Below are 15,860 nucleotides of genomic sequence, written 5' to 3' on the forward strand. Positions count from 1 at the left end.
GGCAGCGCCGGCGCGGAAAATGTTCCGCAGTCCGTCAGCGCGCGCCAGCGTGGCTGCGCGGCATGAACAGCACGTGGCAGCCCTGCATCTCGTCGGCCTCGCCCGCGATCACGTCGGCGTAGCCGAGGTCCCCCATCGCGAGCGCAAGACGCTGCACCTGGACGAAGCTGGCCACCATCGCGCCGGCGCGCACCGTGCCGGCGTCATCGCAGATCCCGATGCGAAAGCCCGGGCCCGGCTCCGGACATCGCTTGACGCGGCGCAAGGCGGCCGCGACGTCGCGCAGCGAGGGGATGGCTTCGGGAAGGGGGTGCGCCCAAGCGGCGCCAGGCGGGGTGTGCTGCAAGCTCAGCATGGACCCGCAGTTTAAGCCGTCAGGCTTACAGCCGCCACCCCGCTGCTTCAGGACCAGGCGCTCAGGTGCTTCCGAGGACGGTCATCATGCCGTCGTCGTCGTCGAGGTCGTCCAGCAGGTGCAGTTGCACCAGCCGCAGCCGCAGGTAGCGCAGCTGGCTCGGCCCGTACAGGAGCGCGAAGCGGTACATCTCGCCGGACTCGTTGCGGAACGCCACCAGCACCGGCTTGCCGGAGACCGGCATGGCGCGGGCGCCCTTCAGGGCCGCCGCCAGTTCATGGTCGCGACCGTGGGCGCTGCGGTTCACGTAGCGTTCCGAGTGCATGCGTACTGTTTCCACGGAACGCATTCTGGGGTGGGCCAGGCCCTCGCGAGGGGGCGGGGAAACAATCATTACCCGCCTATGGCGTTCTTGCGCCCGGTAGCGGCTGGAAACGTGTTTCCAACATGGACGGCGCACGACGGCGTCAGTCGAACGCGCCGCGTTGCGCGAAGCTGTCGGCCGCGGCCCGCATCGCGGCCAGCATGCGGGGATCCGTGGCCTGGTGCCCGGCGCCCTCGACCCAGTGCACGCGCGCCGCGCCGCCGGTGTGCTGCTGCAAGGCCGTTGCGCCTTCGGGTGGGCAGATCGCATCCTGCGTTCCGTGCACGATGCACAGCGGAATGCCGGGCAGGCCGTGGCAGCGCTCCAGCAGCGGCGGAGGGTCGAGCCAGCACGCGTGCTCCAGGTAATGGCTCTGGATGCGATAGCGCTGCACGAGGCGGGGCACGGTTGCATCGTCGGGCATCCGCTCGGGCTCGCCGGACAGGCGCTGCTCCCACCGGGCCCAGGCGGTGGCCATCGTCCGCTGCTGTTCGCTGGTGCCGGCTGAAAACACACCGGCGAGTTGCGTGAGCAGCGGCACGCCTGCCTCGCGCGCGTGCTGCGCGAGCGCCTGCCAGGGCGCGCCACCCTGCTGCACCGCGCGCGCGAAGAACGCATCGATGTCGCTGCGGCGCGCCAGGAACACGTTGCGCAGCAACAGCCCCGAAACCGCCGTGGGGTGATCGAGGGCGTGCGCCAGTGCCAGCGTCGCGCCCCAGGAGCCGCCGACCACGAGCCACTGGCGCACCGCCAGCGCCGACTGCAGCAGGCGCAGGTCGGCCACCAAGTGGGAGAGCGTGTTCGATGCGACGGACCCGGCCGGCGTGCTCTGCCCTGCCCCGCGCTGGTCCGGGCAGAGGATGCGGTAGCGGGCGGGATCGAGAAAGCTGCGCAGTGCCGGCGACTGCCCCGATCCCGGACCGCCGTGCAGGACCAGCGCCGGGATGCCGTCGGGATCGCCGTGCTCCTCGACGTGCATCGCATGGCCGTCGCCGACCGGCAGGCGATGCACGATCATGGCGGCGGCGCGCCCGCGCGTTCCCAGAGCGTCCACGACCTGCGCTCGGTGGAACGCTCGGCCTGCGCGAATGCGTCCGTGCGAAAGCCGGGCAGCCTGCGCTCGAGGGCCGGTACGAGGGCGTGGCTCTTCGCCACGCTGCCCGGCACGGCGACACCGCTGCCTTGCGTGCCGTACAGGAGCAGCAGGAGATCCTTGCGACCGGCGCCGGTCTCGTTCGTGAGCACTTCGACCTTGACCAGTTCGTCCCAGCGCACCGATTCCGTCGAGGTCTTGCGCAGCCTGGAGCCATGCTGGCGCGAGACGCCCTCCTCGGAGAGGAACAACTCGTCGCGGTAGCGGTCGACGTGGGCGAGCAGGCGGGTCCCGATGGCCAGCGCCGCCACCACGGCCCACACCCAGAACGGCAGCGCACCCGCCTGGACCAGCAGCAAGCCGCTGGCGACGAGCGCAGCCAGCATCCAGGTCTTCCTGGATCCGGAGAAATGGGGTCTCATGGCGTGGGCGTCGCGCGCTGCAGTGAAGCGCCACGATACCCGAACGGCGCCGGTTTCAGCGCTGGTGCGCCTCGTGCTCCTCGTGCGCGTCGATGAGCGACTTGGCCTCCTCGATCGCGGCCAGGGCCAGCTTCCGGCGGCCCCACAGCGGCTTGCCCGCATAGTGCGTCAGCGCGGTCACGCGCTTGAGCACGGTGCCCTCACGCCGGATCGTGTAGCTGCCATGCCAGTCCGCCTCGATCTCGTAGCTCGGGCCGGTGCCGTTGCGGCTCACGTAGTCCACTTTCATCTTCACTTCTCCGCCGCGGAACGATGTCCGCTCGCCGGCTCAGGCCAGGGCCGGCGTCTGTGCGCCCATCATGCGCAGGCAGCGGGCCCGCAGGCCTTCGACCGCCGCCAGGTGTTCCTGCAGAGCCGCGAGCACCGAGCCGCTGCGGCCGCACAGCGAGCGCAGCAAGCGGTTGCGCGACACCATCACGGCCACCCAGGACACCGAGAGGCGCGGCAGCGCCGCGCCCAGGACGCGCATCGCGCCGAACTCCTGCTGCAGGCGCCGGAATGCGTCCGCATCGAGCCAGCCCTCCGTGAGTGCGCGCAGGTCCAGTTCGTACTGTTCCAGGGCGGCGGCAAGCTTGAAGGTCACCACGCGCGGCGAAAACTCCTTGATGTTCATTCAATACCCTTTCGCGCCGCGAATGTAGTCCAGGAATGCGGCCGCGCCGGGACGAAAACGTGCCGTTACGGCTCAGGATGTAAACGGCCATGCACAATGGGCGCGCGTGAAGAAAGGGCGACCCATGCGCAAGATCGGCCTGATCGGCGGAATGAGTTTCGAGGCATCGGCCATCTACTACCGGCTGATCAACGAGGCGGTGCGCCAGCGCCTCGGCGGCCTGCATTCGGCCGAGGTTCTGCTGCACTCGGTCGACTTCCAGCCTATCGTCGAACTGCAGCAGGCCAGTGACTGGGCGCGGGCCGGCGAGCGCCTGGCCGATGTCGCGCGCGGACTGGCGCGCGCCGGCGCGGATTGCTTGCTGATCTGCGCCAACACCATGCACCTGGTGGCGGATGCGGTGGCCGCGGCGGTGGACCTGCCGCTGATCCACATCATCGACGAGACCGCCGCGCGCCTGAAGGCGGCCGGCCGCCAGCGGCCGCTGCTGATCGCCACGCGCTACACGATGGAGCACGGCTTCTATGGCGAGCGCATGCAGCGGCACGGCATCGAACTGATGGTGCCCGACGCGCAGGGCCGCACCGTCACGCACGACATCATCTTCGACGAACTGTGTGCGGGCAAGGTGGTGGATGCCTCGCGCGAGGCGCTCCTGGCGCTGATCGCGCAGGCAACATCGCAGGGCGCGGATTCGGTGATCCTCGGGTGCACGGAGCTGTGCCTGATCCTCGACCCGGCGCGCCTGCCGGTGCCGGGTTTCGATTCGACGGCGATCCATGCGGAGGCGGCGGTGGAGTTCGCGCTGGGAGCGCGCGAGGGCGGCACTCAGGCGAGGTAGCGCTCGCTCCAGGCCGCAATCATGTTGGCGGCGTAGGCGGCGTCGCTGCGGCGGGTGAGCAGGTGGTCGGCATCGGCGAGCGAGACGAAGCTCTTGGGATGCTGCGCGTTGACGAAGATGCCCGTCGCGTTGCCGATGGCGACTGTCGCGTCCACGGGCGAATGCAGGATCAGCAGGGCGCGCCCGAGTCCGGCGATCTTCTCGCGCAGGTTCTGCTGCCCGATGTCGGCCAGGAACTCGCGCCGGATGCGGAAGGGCCGGCCCGCCAGTTGCACCAGCGCCTCGCCGTGGGCTTCGATCTCCGGCACGTGTTCGCGGAACAGGCCCGCGACGTGGCTGGGGTCGCTGGGCGCCCCGATCGTGGCCACCGCCCGCACTTCCGGGATCGCTTGCGCTGCGGCGAGGACCGCGGCGCCGCCCAGGCTGTGGCCGATCAGCAGGGCAGGTGGCTGCTTCGTGTCGCGCAGCCAGTCGGCCGCGGCAACGAGGTCAGCGACATTGGAGGAGAAGTTCGTGTTGGCGAACTCGCCTTCGCTGTGGCCGAGGCCGGTGAAGTCGAACCGCAGCACCGCGAGGCCGTGCTCGACCAGTGCCTGCGAGATGCGGCTGGCGGCGAAGATGTCCTTGTTGCAGGTGAAGCAGTGGGCGAAGAGCGCGAAGGCGCGCGGGGCTGCGTCGGGGGTGTCGAGCCGGGCGGCGAGCAGGCTGCCGTGGGCGCCGGGGAAGGAGGCGTGCTCGGAGGGCATGCGGCATTGTGCGCCACAGGGGGAGCGAGGGTGGTAGGCCGTGCTGGACTTGAACCAGCGACCAAGGGATTATGAGGGCGGCTGGCGTTTTGAGCACTGGCGCGGGTTTCCGGTCCATTCTTTCCGGCATCAGTATCCGAGAACGACCGCTCTTGCGAAGACTTTTTGCGGAAACGCTTTGCGTCGCGGCGAACTCGCCAAAAGCCGAACGCCGCGCAACGCCAAGGCGCAGAGGATCTGGTGCCCATTGCGCTACAGCGGCTTGAAAATCGTCGCCCCGCTCTCCTTCAGCCGAGCGTAAAACTCCACCGCGTACCTGTCCGTCATACCGGCCACGAAGTCGCAAACCAGCCGGTGGCGCGCACCGGCATCCTGCAGACGTGAATAGGCCTCCTTGACGTCGTCCGGCAACAGTAAGGGCCCTTGGGAGGACGTTAGCGTTGCGAACAGTGTCTGAACGACGTCATATCCCCGGTACTCCACCACCTTGAGGCGGGGAGACATGATGGTCAGCAAGTAGTTGAGATGCTTCAGCGCCTCGATCTTGATACGCGTGCCGCGCTCTACCGAAAGGGATGCGAAGGTCAAGCCCTCCGGATCTGAAGGCCCCACCGAGACCCCGCGCATGAAACCGCCAACGAGCTCTGATGTGAACTTCGAGCGCAGGACCGAGCTAGACGCCACCATTTTTGACTGTACGTATGCCTCAATCGGTGTCGAGTTATCTTCATACAGCTGCAGTAGGTCCACAAGCGCCTGAAAGACCTCCTCACGCGCGACATCCGAAACCTCGCGCTTCGTCTTCGCGGTGATTTCGTCCAGAAGCTTTTCGTCGCCGACTTGCGCGAGCAGATCGAGAGGATGCGTGAACCCGCCCTTCATCGCATCTTCCAGGTCATATGTGGAATAGGCGATGTCATCCGCGATGTCCATCACCTGGCATTCAATGGTCTTGAACGGCCTGCCCTCCGGAGGCTTTCCAACACTAGCCTTCACCTTCTCCACAAGGTCCTTCTCTGACACGTAGTAGCCCTTGCACAGTTTCTCTCCTTCACTCCGTTGGGCTGGAATGAGCGAGTCATACTTGAGAACGGCAGCCAACGAGCGGAAGGTGAGATTGAGACCGAGGCGGAGATCCCTTCCGTCTTCCGCGATCGGGCACGGGTCATCTCCAGAGCCAGCCTGTGTGTCGTAGACCTTCTTTTCTACCCGCGACACGATCCTGAGCGTTTGAGCATTGCCCTCGAATCCTCCATGCTGCTTCATGCAGTCATCGAGAGCCCGCTCGCCGTTGTGCCCGAACGGCGGGTGCCCTAGATCGTGAGCAAGTGCGGCGAACTCCACCAGATCCAGGTCGATCGCGTTTTCACCTTTAAACCGACCATCGGTGGTGTTGATCTGCTGCGCAATCCCTTTCGCGATCTGGGCCACCTCCAGCGAATGCGTCAGACGGTTGCGAAAAAAATCGGATTCATGGCCCGGGAACAACTGCGTCTTGCCCTGCAAACGTCGGAAAGACGCTGAATGCAACAGCCGACCGTAGTCTCGTCGGAATGCGGAGCGTCCGACGTCATTCTCTTCTTCTTCCTTCTGAACGCGCTCGAGGTCGCCAGGCTTGTACAGCACGATTCCTCCCAAAGAAAAAAGCCACCCGCAGGTGGCTCGCAGTGGCCCGTGGCCCTTACTTTTTTTGATTATTGCCTTGGCCCTGCCCCGGCTGATGTGGCTGGGGCTTGCTGGGCTGGCGCGGACCATGCGATCGACTCGCCTGATGCATAGAGTGAAAAAAGCTCAGCTTCTTGTCCGTCGCGCGTCGTGCATCGGCCACAGATTGAAAATCCGCTGCTTTCATGTAGGCCCCCAAGAGTCACGTCATTCTATGAGGTTAGGGCTCCTCGTCAACGAACTTGTCAGCCTCGAGCGACATTGGCGGTAGCCAGCTAGCCTGCTGTCGGCGAGCGACGCGAGCCAAGTGCCGACCACAGGCGTCGCGAGCGGAGACGTGCCAGTGAAAGGAACCTTACCGTGTTAGCTGTGTTTTTGAACAGTATACCACCTTCGACGGGACTGACGCCACTAGGATTACTTAAGCCCTGCCTGTGGTGCTCCTGGGTTGATAACAGGGCCTATAGCCACGAAAACGCCGGCGCTCGCGCACGCGAGGCTCGGAACAACGGGGGCCACCTACACGTCGACTAAGGGTCAGGAAGCGTCTGCGCCCGCTCGATAAAGGTGCCGCTGGAATCCGACGAATACCTGTCGCACCTGTTCGGGCCGGCCCAGTTCGGCGAAAGCATCTGGTAGCGCGCGGTACTTCAGTTTCAGCAGGGAAGCCAGTTTTTCCTGCTCCAGTTCTTCTACTCCTTGCGCCACGTACTGCGCGAGGACGAAGTCAATGAACGCACGCTGCTTGTCACTCAGTTCCGTTGCCGCCGCGTGGCGCGCCGCCTCGGCGCGGGCTTGGCGTGACAGCGGCCTGGAGGCAAACGCCACGTAAGCCAGGACGTCGTACAAGTCGCTACCCTCCGCATCAATGATGCGCTGCATCTCAGCCAAGGGGTCTCTTCCAAATCCGCGATCCGCCAGATCGGCGAGTAGCTTCTTCCGAGTATCCGGATCGCTCCACAGGCTGCGCAACTCGTCCTCGTCTCTGAAGAACTCGGGCAAGGTGCCGAACAGCGACTCCAGAAACTGCGCCGCCGACATCGGCCGGCCATCGGCACTCCAAAATCGGGCGGGTACTCGCCGAAGTACGGCGCCCCGCCCGGGCCGCTCATGAAGGTCTGGAAGATCGTGAAGAAGATGCTGCCGTTCTTCGGTACCCGGCCTTTTCTGCGAATGTCGTCGGGAGCAATGCGCACTAAGGCGTCATCGGGGAAGGCCGAGAAGGCGTTGTATGCTTGGTCGGCCAGGATGTTGCGGTCGGCCAGGAACAGGATGCGTGGACGGCGAGCGGGCTCGCCCCCGCTCTTCCAGTCCGCCAGATTCCAGCGACTCTGGAACAGCTTCCATGCGAGCTGGAACGCGATGAATGTCTTACCGGTGCCGGTGGCCAGCGTGAGCAGGATGCGGTCGCGGCCTGCCCCAACGGCTTCCAGCACGCGCGTAATGGCTATGTCCTGGTAGTAGCGCCCCTGCCAGGTGCCTCCCTTGTCTTCGAAGGGCACGGCCGCGAAGCGGTCGCGCCAGGCGCTCGGATGGACGTTGGTCTGCTTCCACAGTTCTTCTGGGCTCGGGTAGCTGGTCACGTCGCCTTCAGCGCCAGTGACCATGTCGATGCCGTAGATCGCCTGGCCGTTAGTGGCATAGGCGAATCGCACCGCCAGCTTCGCGGCGTAGCTCTTTGCCTGGCCGACCCCTTCGCTGTGCGGCTTGTCCCAGGCCTTGGCCTCGATCACCGCCAACTTGGTGTTGCGGTAGACGAGCACGTAGTCGGCGATTTCGGCGTTGGCTCGCGCGCCCTTGCCGCCGCTACCCTGCAGCCTGCCCAGCGTTATGCCGTGCTCGCGCAAGACACGACTGCCTTCGACCAAGCCCCAGCCGGCGGCTTTCAAGGCGGGATCGATATGCTCGGCGCGGGTTTCGGCTTCGTTCATGCGACCTCGGCTAATTGCTTATCAGCGGCCTTTGTGGTCAGTGCGCCAGTGAAGGCTTGGTGGAGCAGGGACCTACTTAGCTCTTCGAGAGCGGCAAGTTTGCCGGCGTAGACATTGCGCAGGCTGTCCGCCGTTTCCTGCACAGCATCCAATTTCTCGACGATCTCTGCCTGTCGATCGGTCGGTGGGAAAGGCAGGACTAGCTTTCTGAGGTCTCCGATATTGATCTGCATGAGGGCCGTCCCGTAGGTCTTGGCACGGATCTGAGCCTGGAGAGGCTCAGATCTCAGCAGGTAGTACCCGAAGGCTTGGGTGATGAACTTCAAGTCGAACCTGATCGGCACGATGCCCCGAGTCACGTTGGCCCCGGCTAGTTCGGGGTCTGCAACCGCGACCGTTCCGGTGGTTCCGCGAACACACAGCAGCAGGTCACCGCCCGCGAGCGTCGTACGTGTGTACGAGCGCGCCAACGCGGGATCAATGCGTTTGAGTCCCTCGATGCATACATTCTTATCGCCTAGGTCCACGGGCCGCACCACTGGAAGCCCCCCGGGCACTTCGTCGCCTGGTTGCACGATTCCGTAAGACAGGGTGCAGCCAGGTGCCACAACGGCCTCCAACGCGCGGGACATGCCAGTCGCCGACGCCGCATCCAGCACCACAGCGAGTTGCCTGTCAGCCCACTCGCGGGCGTTCTGCACGTTCCTCTCGGTGTTGGCCTTGGCGATGGCGATGGCCTCGAAGGCTTCGTCGAGTATGGCTACGATGCGGCGCTGCTCTCGCAGCGCCGGCACTGGAAACTCAACCTGCCGAAGCGCTTCGGCATCGATCTTCAGCGTCCCATGCGCTGCCGAACTCAGTACGCCCTTTCCGCCATCTGCAAAGCGGTGGCGGAGCGCCAGCAGCAGGAATCTGGAGTCAACCGTCGCTGGTGGCACGATGGCCCGTATGTCCTGGTTAAACGCGACGGGCGATGTGACCTCGCCGATGGGGATGCCGTTCGCGAGGCCCATCCCTCGCACAAGCATCAGCAGCGATCCAACCGCAGCCATCTTTGCTGCCGACTCGTCGCACGCTTTCTGTGAAATGTGAAGTTCGGCATCGAAAATTCGGTCCGCCTTCAGGTCCTTGGCGGAAACCCACGGAATGGGTCCATGCCAGTAGGTGGGGTCTCCCTTAGATGGGGTACCTCCGCTAAACACCATACAAGCGTCGCCTATGGTTGCTCTTGGCCAACCACTCACACCAGCTCCCGAATCGCTGCTAGCACTTCGGCGCTCTCTGCATCAAGCGCCGCGATCTCGTCGAGGATGTCCTGCGGTGTGCGCAGCACAACCTCCTCGCCGCCGCTCGGGTTGTTAACTGACAGGTCGAAGGTGGCGATGTCGATACCGGCTACGTCGAGCGACCAGCTCTGTGCCGAGTCGGCGAACGACTTCTGCCGCTCAACGAAGTCGCCCAGATCGTCGTCGCTGAGCGGGTTGGTCTTGCCCATCTTGCGCCCAGGGTTCAGTTGGTAGAACCAAATCCTGCGCGTGGGCGCTCCTTTCTCGAAGAACAGCACCACGGTCTTGACACCCGCGCCCTGGAAGGTGCCGCCGGGCATGGCCAGCACCGTGTGCAGGTTGCAGCTTTCCAGCAGCAGCTTCCGGATGCTGGTGCTGGCGTTGTCGGTGTTGCTCAGGAACGTGTTCTTGATCACGACGGCCGCGCGTCCGCCAGCCTTCAGGGTCTTGATGAAATGCTGCAGGAACAGGAAGGCCGTCTCGCCGGTCTTGATCGGGAAGTTCTGCTGGACCTCCTTGCGCTCCTTGCCGCCGAAAGGCGGGTTGGCCAGGATCACGTCATACCGGTCGCGGTCCTGGATATCGCTGATGTTCTCCGCCAGCGTGTTGGCGTGGATGACATTGGGCGCCTCAATACCATGCAAGATCATGTTCATGATCGCGATGACGTAGGCCAGGCTCTTTTTCTCCCTTCCATAGAAGGTGCGCGTCTGCAGCGTCTTCAGGTCGTCGGCCTTCGTAGCCTTGGGCAGCATGTAGTCGAAGGCCTCGCACAAAAAGCCAGCCGAGCCGCAGGCGCCGTCGTAGATCCGCTCACCGATCTTCGGGTCCAGCACCTTGATCATGGCGCGGATCAGAGGGCGTGGCGTGTAGTACTCGCCGCCATTGCGCCCCGCGTTGCCCATGTTCCTGATCTTGGCTTCGTACAGGTGCGACAGCTCGTGCTTTTCAGTTTGCGAGCCGAAGCGCAGTTCATCGATCAAGTCGATCACGTCGCGCAGGTTGTACCCGCTCTGGATCTTGTTCTTGATCTCGCCGAAGACCTCACCGATCTTGTATTCAATGGTGTTAGGCCCACTCGCGCGCTGCTTGAAGCCGGCGAGGTAGGGAAAGAGCTTGCCGTCGACGAACTCACGTAGGTCGTCGCCGGTCATCGCGGTGTTGTGGTCCACGCGGCCGCCGACTGTCTTCGGTGCCGCCCACCTTGACCAGCGATATGGCTCTCCCAAGATGAAGGTGTAAGCCTTCCCCTCGAGCTCGGCCTCCGCGGCCTTATCCGCCTCAAGCGCGTCCAGGTACTTGAGGAACAGCAGCCAGGAAGACTGCTCCGTGTAATCCAGTTCGCTGGTGCAACCGGCATCCTTGTGAAGGACGTCGTCAATGTTCTTGAAGGTTTGCTCAAACATGCGGTCGTTCTCGATGCTGCTAAGGACGCAGAATTCCCGTCCCCCCGCAGATTTTTTGCCGCCGACCGGCGCCCTGTCCAGGTTCCGCGCGGTAGCTTTGCTTCCTATACGGCGGTCGCGGCCGAGGCGCACGCTTGCGGCCATGAGAGAGTCGCGTGAGCACAACACACTCTTCCTTTTGCGGAAAGTCTCGCGGAAAGAGATGCGGAAACGCTACGTTTCTGGTAGCGGCAAGGCGTGTATTGGTGGTAGGCCGTGCTGGACTTGAACCAGCGACCAAGGGATTATGAGTCCCCTGCTCTGACCAACTGAGCTAACGGCCCGCCAGAGGGGATTGTAGGAGTGCGGGGGCCGTCGAGCCCTGGAGCGGCGCGTTGCGCCGTGGATTCCCGCCTTCGCGGGAATGACGAGAGGGGCGGCAATGACGAGATGGGCCGCGGGAATGACGAGAGGGGACGCGCCGGAATGACGGGAGAGGCGCGAGGACGACGAGGACGGCGCCGGGGATGCCCGCCTCGCCCGATCAAGACCCCCCACCCCCCTTGCCATGGCTCAACGCATTGCTCACCAGCCGCGAGGTGATGTCCACGATCTGGATCATGCGGTCGTAGGCCATCCGCGTGGGCCCGATCACGCCCAGCGTGCCCACCACGTGCCCGTCCACCTCGTACGGCGCGCTGACCACCGACAGTTCCTCGAAGGGCACGATGTGGCTCTCCCCGCCGATGAAGATGCGCACGCCGTCGGCCTGGCTGGAGACTTCCAGCAGGCGCATCAGCTGCGCCTTCTGCTCGAACAGCTCGAAGGCATGCCGGAGGTGGCTCATGTCGCTGGCGAAGTCGGTCACGGCCAGCAAGTTGCGCTCGCCGGAGATCACGACTTCCTCCTGGTCCTGCTTCATCGCCTCGGAGCTCGCTTCCACGGCCGTCTGCATCAGCGTGACGATCTCGCCGCGCAACTGCTCGACCTCGCCCTTGAGCCGCTCGCGCACTTCCTCGATGCTCATGCCGGCGTAGTTGCCATTGAGGAAGTTGGCTGCCTCCTGCAGCTGCGACTGGCTGTAGTCCACCGTGGTGTGCACCACCCGGTTCTGCACGTCGCCCTCGGGCGAGACGATGATCACCAGGAAGCGTCGTTCGGACAGCCGCAGGAATTCGATGTGGCGGAACACCGAAGTGCGCCGCGGCGCCACCACCACGCCCACGAACTGCGACAGGTTGGACAGCAACTGCGCCGCATGGGCGATCACCTTCTGCGGCTGGTCCGGCGGCAGCGAGGGCGCGGCGAAGAGCTCGTCACGGCGTGCCGTGAGCATGGTGTCGACGAACAGGCGGTAGCCGCGCGCCGTGGGCACGCGCCCGGCGGAGGTGTGCGGGCTGGCGACCAACCCCAGTTCCTCCAGGTCGGACATGACGTTGCGGATGGTCGCCGGCGACAGCTCCAGCCCGGAAGCCCGCGACAGCGTGCGCGAGCCGACGGGCTGGCCTTCGGCGATGTAGCGCTCGATCAGCGTTTTCAGCAGCAGCTTGGCGCGGTCATCGAGCATTGGTGGGAGAGGGTAAGGCTTGCCCGGCAATTTTAGTGATGTAATTTGCCGATGAAATCCATCTTCCGGCAGGTCGCCCTGATCGGCAAGTACCACGCCGCCGTGGCGCCGGCACTTGCCGCATCGATGCGCACCGCGCTGGAAGAGATTGCGGAATTCTTGACGTCCCAGGGCTGCCACGTGGTGGTGGAACGCGACACCGCCGCCGTGGCGCAGATCGAGGGCTACCCCACGGCCGATGTGCCCGGCATCGGCACCCAATGCGACCTGGGCGTGGTGGTGGGCGGCGACGGCACCATGCTGGGCATCGGCCGCCAGCTCGCCCGCCACGGCACGCCCCTGGTCGGCATCAACCAGGGCCGGGTGGGCTTCATCACCGACATCCCGCTGGACCAGTACCGCACCGTGCTGCCGCCCATGCTGGCCGGCGAGTACGACGAGGACCACCGCACGATGATGCACGCGATGGTGCTGCGCGACGGGCACGCCGTGTTCGACGCCCTGGCCCTGAACGACGTGGTCGTCAACCGCGGCGCCACCTCGGGCATGGTGGAACTGCGCATCGAGGTGGACGGCCATTTCGTCTCGCGCCAGCGCGCCGACGGCCTGATCGTGGCCACGCCGACCGGCTCCACGGCCTATGCCCTGTCGGCCGGCGGGCCGCTGTTGCATCCGTCCAACCCCGGCTGGCTGCTGGTGCCGATCGCGCCGCACACGCTGTCGAACCGCCCGATCGTGCTGCCGGATTCGGCCGAGATCGCGATCGAGTTGGTCGCCGGCCGCGACGCCAGCGCCAATTTCGACATGCAGTCGCTGGCCTCGCTGTTGCACGGAGACCGCATCACGGTGCGCCGCTCGCAGCACCGGGTACGATTCCTCCACCCGCGGGGGTGGAGCTACTTCGACACCTTGCGCAAGAAAATGCACTGGAATGACGGGGCCTGAGCGCCCACACTGCGGACCATGAGCCTCAAACGCATCGCCCTGCGCGACTTCGTGATCGTCCGCGAGCTGGAACTCGATCTGGCGGACGGCTTTTCCGTGCTCACCGGCGAAACCGGCGCGGGCAAGTCGATCCTGGTCGATGCGCTGCAGCTCGCGCTCGGCGCCCGGGCGGAGGCGGCCGTCGTGCGCGAAGGCGCCCCCCGTGCCGAGATCAGCGCCGAATTCGACCTGCCCGCATCGCTGCTGCCCTGGCTGCAGGAGGCCGGCTTCGACGCCGGCGAGGCGCTTTTGCTGCGCCGCACCGTCGACAACCAGGGCAAGAGCCGCGCCTGGATCAACGGCAGCGCGGCCACGGCCACGCAGCTGCGCGAAGTCGGCGACCACCTGGTCGACATCCACGGCCAGCATGCCTGGCAAAGCCTCACCCGGCCGGCTTCGGTGCGCGGCCTGCTCGATGGCTATGCGGGCGTCAACACCGACAAGCTCCAGCAGCTCTGGGCCCACTGGCGCGCCGCCCAGAAGACGCTCGCGGACGCCCGCGCCGCGCAGGATTCGCTGCAGCGCGAACGCGAGCGCCTGGCCTGGCAGATCGGCGAGGTCGACAAGCTCGCGCCGGGCGCGGACGAGTGGGAGGAATTGAACGCCAGCCACACCCGGCTGTCCCACGCGCAGGCGCTGCTCGATGCGGCGCAGGCCGCGCAGGAACTGCTCGATGGCGACGAAGGCGGCGCCCGCGCGCCGCTGGCGCAGGCGGTGGATGCCCTGCGCGCGCAGGAACACCTGGAGCCGCAGTTCCGCGACGTCGCGGAGGTGCTGGGCTCCAGCCTGGCGCAGCTCGAAGACGCCGCGCACTCGCTGCAGGCTTACCTGCGCAAGACCGACCTCGATCCGCAACGCCTGGCGGAACTCGACGAGCGCATGGCGTCATGGGTGTCGCTGGCGCGGCGCTACAAGCGCACGCCGGCGGAGCTGCCGGCACTGCTCGCATCCTGGAAGGACGAACTGGCGAAGCTCGACGCCGCCGCGGACCTGGCGGCGCTCGAGGCGGCGGAAAAGCGCGCGCTGGAGGCCTTCCAGTCCGAGGCCCGGGGCCTGTCGAAAGCGCGTGCCAAGGCCGCGCCGCAACTGGCCAAGGCGGTCACGCTGGCGATGCAGGGCCTGGGCATGCAGGGCGGCCGCTTCGAAGTGGCGCTGGAAAAGGCCGAGGCGCCGACGGCGCATGGCCTGGAAGAAGTGAGCTTCCAGGTCGCCGGCCACGCCGGCAGCACGCCGCGGCCGGTGGGCAAGGTCGCCTCGGGCGGCGAGCTGTCGCGCATCGCACTGGCGATCGCCGTGACGACCAGCCGGCTGGGCGAGGCGCAGACGCTGATCTTCGACGAGGTCGATTCGGGCGTCGGCGGCGCGGTGGCGGAAACCGTGGGGCGGCTGATGAAGCAGCTCGGACGCGACCGCCAGGTGCTCGCCGTCACGCACCTGCCGCAGGTGGCGGCATGCGCGGACCACCACCTGGTGGTTGCCAAGCAGGCGCAGGGCCGGTCGGTGGAAAGCAGCGTCGCTGGCGTCGAAGGCGAGAAGCGCGTCGCCGAGATCGCCCGCATGCTGGGTGGCGAGCGCCTCTCGGGCACCACGCTGGCCCACGCCAAGGAAATGCTCGGCGACGCCGCAGCCGCCCGCGAAAGCTGAGGCATGGCCCTGGAGCTCGTCCTCATCACAGGCATGTCGGGCTCCGGCAAGTCGGTGGCGCTGCGCGCGCTCGAGGACGCCGGCTACTTCTGCGTCGACAACCTGCCGCCGGAACTGCTGCTGGATTTCACCGAGCTGGAGGTGCGCAACGGCCGCCGCCGCGTGGCGATCGCGATGGACGTGCGCACGGCCAGTTCGCTGCCGCTGGTGCCCGGCCACCTGCGCGAGCTGGTGCACCGCGGCATCGCGGTGCGGCCGCTGTTCCTGGACGCCAGCACGGATACGCTGGTACGCCGCTTCTCCGAGACGCGCCGCCGCCACCCGCTGTCGAAGACCGCCGTGGAGACCGATGGCGACCAGCACCGCGCCGTGGTGGAAGCGATCGAGCTGGAGCGCGAACTGCTGGCGGACCTGCGCGAGCGCGCGCACGTGATCGACACCAGCGTGCTGCGCGCCTCGCAGCTGCAGGAGTACGTGAAGTCGCTGCTCTCGGCGCCGCTCGCGCAGCTCACGCTGGTGTTCGAATCGTTTTCCTACAAGCGCGGCATCCCGCTCGACGCCGACTACATCTTCGACGTGCGCATGCTGCCGAACCCGTATTACGAACCGGAGCTGCGCGAACTGACCGGCATGGACGCGCCCGTCATCGAGTACCTGGAGAAGATCCAGGAAGTGCAGGACATGTTCGCCGACATCGCCGGCTTCCTGGACAACTGGATGCAGCCGCTGGCGCGCAACCACCGCAGCTACGTCACGGTGGGCATCGGCTGCACGGGCGGCCAGCACCGCTCGGTGTACCTGGTGGAGCGGCTGTGCGCGGAATTCGCGGATCGGTGGACGACGCTGAAACGGCATCGCGAGATGGGGAGCCGGCGGGCGTCGGATGCGCAGGCCTGAACGCCGT

15 protein-coding genes, 1 tRNA gene and 1 pseudogene are annotated in these 15,860 nt (G+C 66.0%); 4 read left to right on the forward strand and 13 right to left on the reverse strand.

Features of this window, described 5'->3' with window-relative positions; translation table 11 throughout:
- Window positions 1–34: 34 nt before the first annotated feature.
- The 6 genes from JI746_RS16155 to JI746_RS16180 form a co-directional block, all read right to left on the reverse strand.
- Entirely contained in the window at window positions 35–355 is a 321-nt protein-coding gene (locus JI746_RS16155) for a hypothetical protein (protein WP_201690869.1), read from the reverse strand.
- 61 nt (window positions 356–416) lie between these two features.
- Entirely contained in the window at window positions 417–695 is a 279-nt protein-coding gene (locus JI746_RS16160) for a hypothetical protein (protein WP_201690870.1), read from the reverse strand.
- Window positions 696–822: 127 nt separating this feature from the next.
- Window positions 823–1,773: an alpha/beta fold hydrolase gene (locus JI746_RS16165; protein ID WP_330893015.1), complete on the reverse strand. Its 951-nt coding sequence runs from the start codon at window positions 1,771–1,773 to the stop codon at window positions 823–825.
- Window positions 1,734–2,198 carry a hypothetical protein gene (locus JI746_RS16170; protein ID WP_201690872.1) on the reverse strand — a complete coding sequence of 155 codons (465 nt, stop codon included), beginning with the start codon at window positions 2,196–2,198 and terminating at the stop codon, window positions 1,734–1,736. The genes JI746_RS16165 and JI746_RS16170 overlap by 40 nt, the downstream gene beginning before the upstream one ends.
- A 91-nt stretch (window positions 2,199–2,289) precedes the next feature.
- Window positions 2,290–2,523 (reverse strand): hypothetical protein, encoded by a 234-nt coding sequence (locus tag JI746_RS16175; protein WP_201690874.1) that lies wholly within the window; start codon window positions 2,521–2,523, stop codon window positions 2,290–2,292.
- A gap of 39 nt (window positions 2,524–2,562) precedes the next feature.
- Window positions 2,563–2,907: a hypothetical protein gene (locus JI746_RS16180; protein ID WP_201690875.1), complete on the reverse strand. Its 345-nt coding sequence runs from the start codon at window positions 2,905–2,907 to the stop codon at window positions 2,563–2,565.
- Between the two features lie 106 nt (window positions 2,908–3,013).
- Here JI746_RS16180 and JI746_RS16185 point away from each other — a divergent pair, with 106 nt between their 5' ends.
- On the forward strand, window positions 3,014–3,748 hold the full coding sequence (locus JI746_RS16185; protein WP_330893016.1) for an aspartate/glutamate racemase family protein: 735 nt from the start codon (window positions 3,014–3,016) through the stop codon (window positions 3,746–3,748).
- Here JI746_RS16185 and JI746_RS16190 read toward each other — a convergent pair.
- The 7 genes and pseudogenes from JI746_RS16190 to hrcA form a co-directional block, all read right to left on the reverse strand.
- Entirely contained in the window at window positions 3,736–4,494 is a 759-nt protein-coding gene (locus JI746_RS16190) for an alpha/beta hydrolase family protein (RefSeq protein WP_201690877.1), read from the reverse strand. The genes JI746_RS16185 and JI746_RS16190 overlap by 13 nt on opposite strands.
- 252 nt (window positions 4,495–4,746) lie before the next feature.
- Window positions 4,747–6,120 carry a dGTP triphosphohydrolase gene (gene dgt, locus JI746_RS16195; protein WP_201690879.1) on the reverse strand — a complete coding sequence of 458 codons (1,374 nt, stop codon included), beginning with the start codon at window positions 6,118–6,120 and terminating at the stop codon, window positions 4,747–4,749.
- Window positions 6,121–6,696: 576 nt separating this feature from the next.
- Window positions 6,697–8,090: pseudogene (locus JI746_RS28365) on the reverse strand (type I restriction-modification enzyme R subunit C-terminal domain-containing protein).
- Window positions 8,087–9,334 (reverse strand): restriction endonuclease subunit S, encoded by a 1,248-nt coding sequence (locus JI746_RS28210; protein WP_330893017.1) that lies wholly within the window; start codon window positions 9,332–9,334, stop codon window positions 8,087–8,089. The pseudogene JI746_RS28365 and the gene JI746_RS28210 overlap by 4 nt, the downstream one beginning before the upstream one ends.
- Window positions 9,331–10,926, reverse strand: a complete 1,596-nt coding sequence (locus JI746_RS16215) for a type I restriction-modification system subunit M (RefSeq protein WP_201690884.1) — start codon at window positions 10,924–10,926, stop codon at window positions 9,331–9,333. The genes JI746_RS28210 and JI746_RS16215 overlap by 4 nt, the downstream gene beginning before the upstream one ends.
- 102 nt (window positions 10,927–11,028) lie before the next feature.
- Window positions 11,029–11,105: transfer RNA gene (locus JI746_RS16220), tRNA-Ile, on the reverse strand.
- Window positions 11,106–11,305: 200 nt separating this feature from the next.
- Entirely contained in the window at window positions 11,306–12,328 is a 1,023-nt protein-coding gene (gene hrcA, locus JI746_RS16225; protein ID WP_201690886.1) for a heat-inducible transcriptional repressor HrcA, read from the reverse strand.
- A gap of 51 nt (window positions 12,329–12,379) precedes the next feature.
- Here hrcA and JI746_RS16230 point away from each other — a divergent pair, with 51 nt between their 5' ends.
- Genes JI746_RS16230 through rapZ form a run of 3 tightly spaced genes read left to right on the forward strand, consistent with a single transcriptional unit; the run spans window position 12,380 to window position 15,853 of the window.
- The gene (locus tag JI746_RS16230; RefSeq protein ID WP_201690888.1) at window positions 12,380–13,273 is read left to right on the forward strand and encodes an NAD kinase; all 894 of its coding nucleotides are present in this window, start codon (window positions 12,380–12,382) and stop codon (window positions 13,271–13,273) included.
- A gap of 18 nt (window positions 13,274–13,291) precedes the next feature.
- Window positions 13,292–14,956, forward strand: coding sequence for a DNA repair protein RecN (gene recN / locus JI746_RS16235; protein WP_201690889.1), 1,665 nt, complete (start codon window positions 13,292–13,294; stop codon window positions 14,954–14,956).
- A gap of 3 nt (window positions 14,957–14,959) precedes the next feature.
- On the forward strand, window positions 14,960–15,853 hold the full coding sequence (gene rapZ, locus JI746_RS16240) for an RNase adapter RapZ (RefSeq protein ID WP_201690891.1): 894 nt from the start codon (window positions 14,960–14,962) through the stop codon (window positions 15,851–15,853).
- The last annotated feature ends 7 nt before the right edge of the window (window positions 15,854–15,860 follow it).

This window comes from Ramlibacter alkalitolerans (assembly GCF_016722765.1).
Classification (GTDB): Bacteria; Pseudomonadota; Gammaproteobacteria; order Burkholderiales; family Burkholderiaceae_C; genus Ramlibacter; species Ramlibacter alkalitolerans.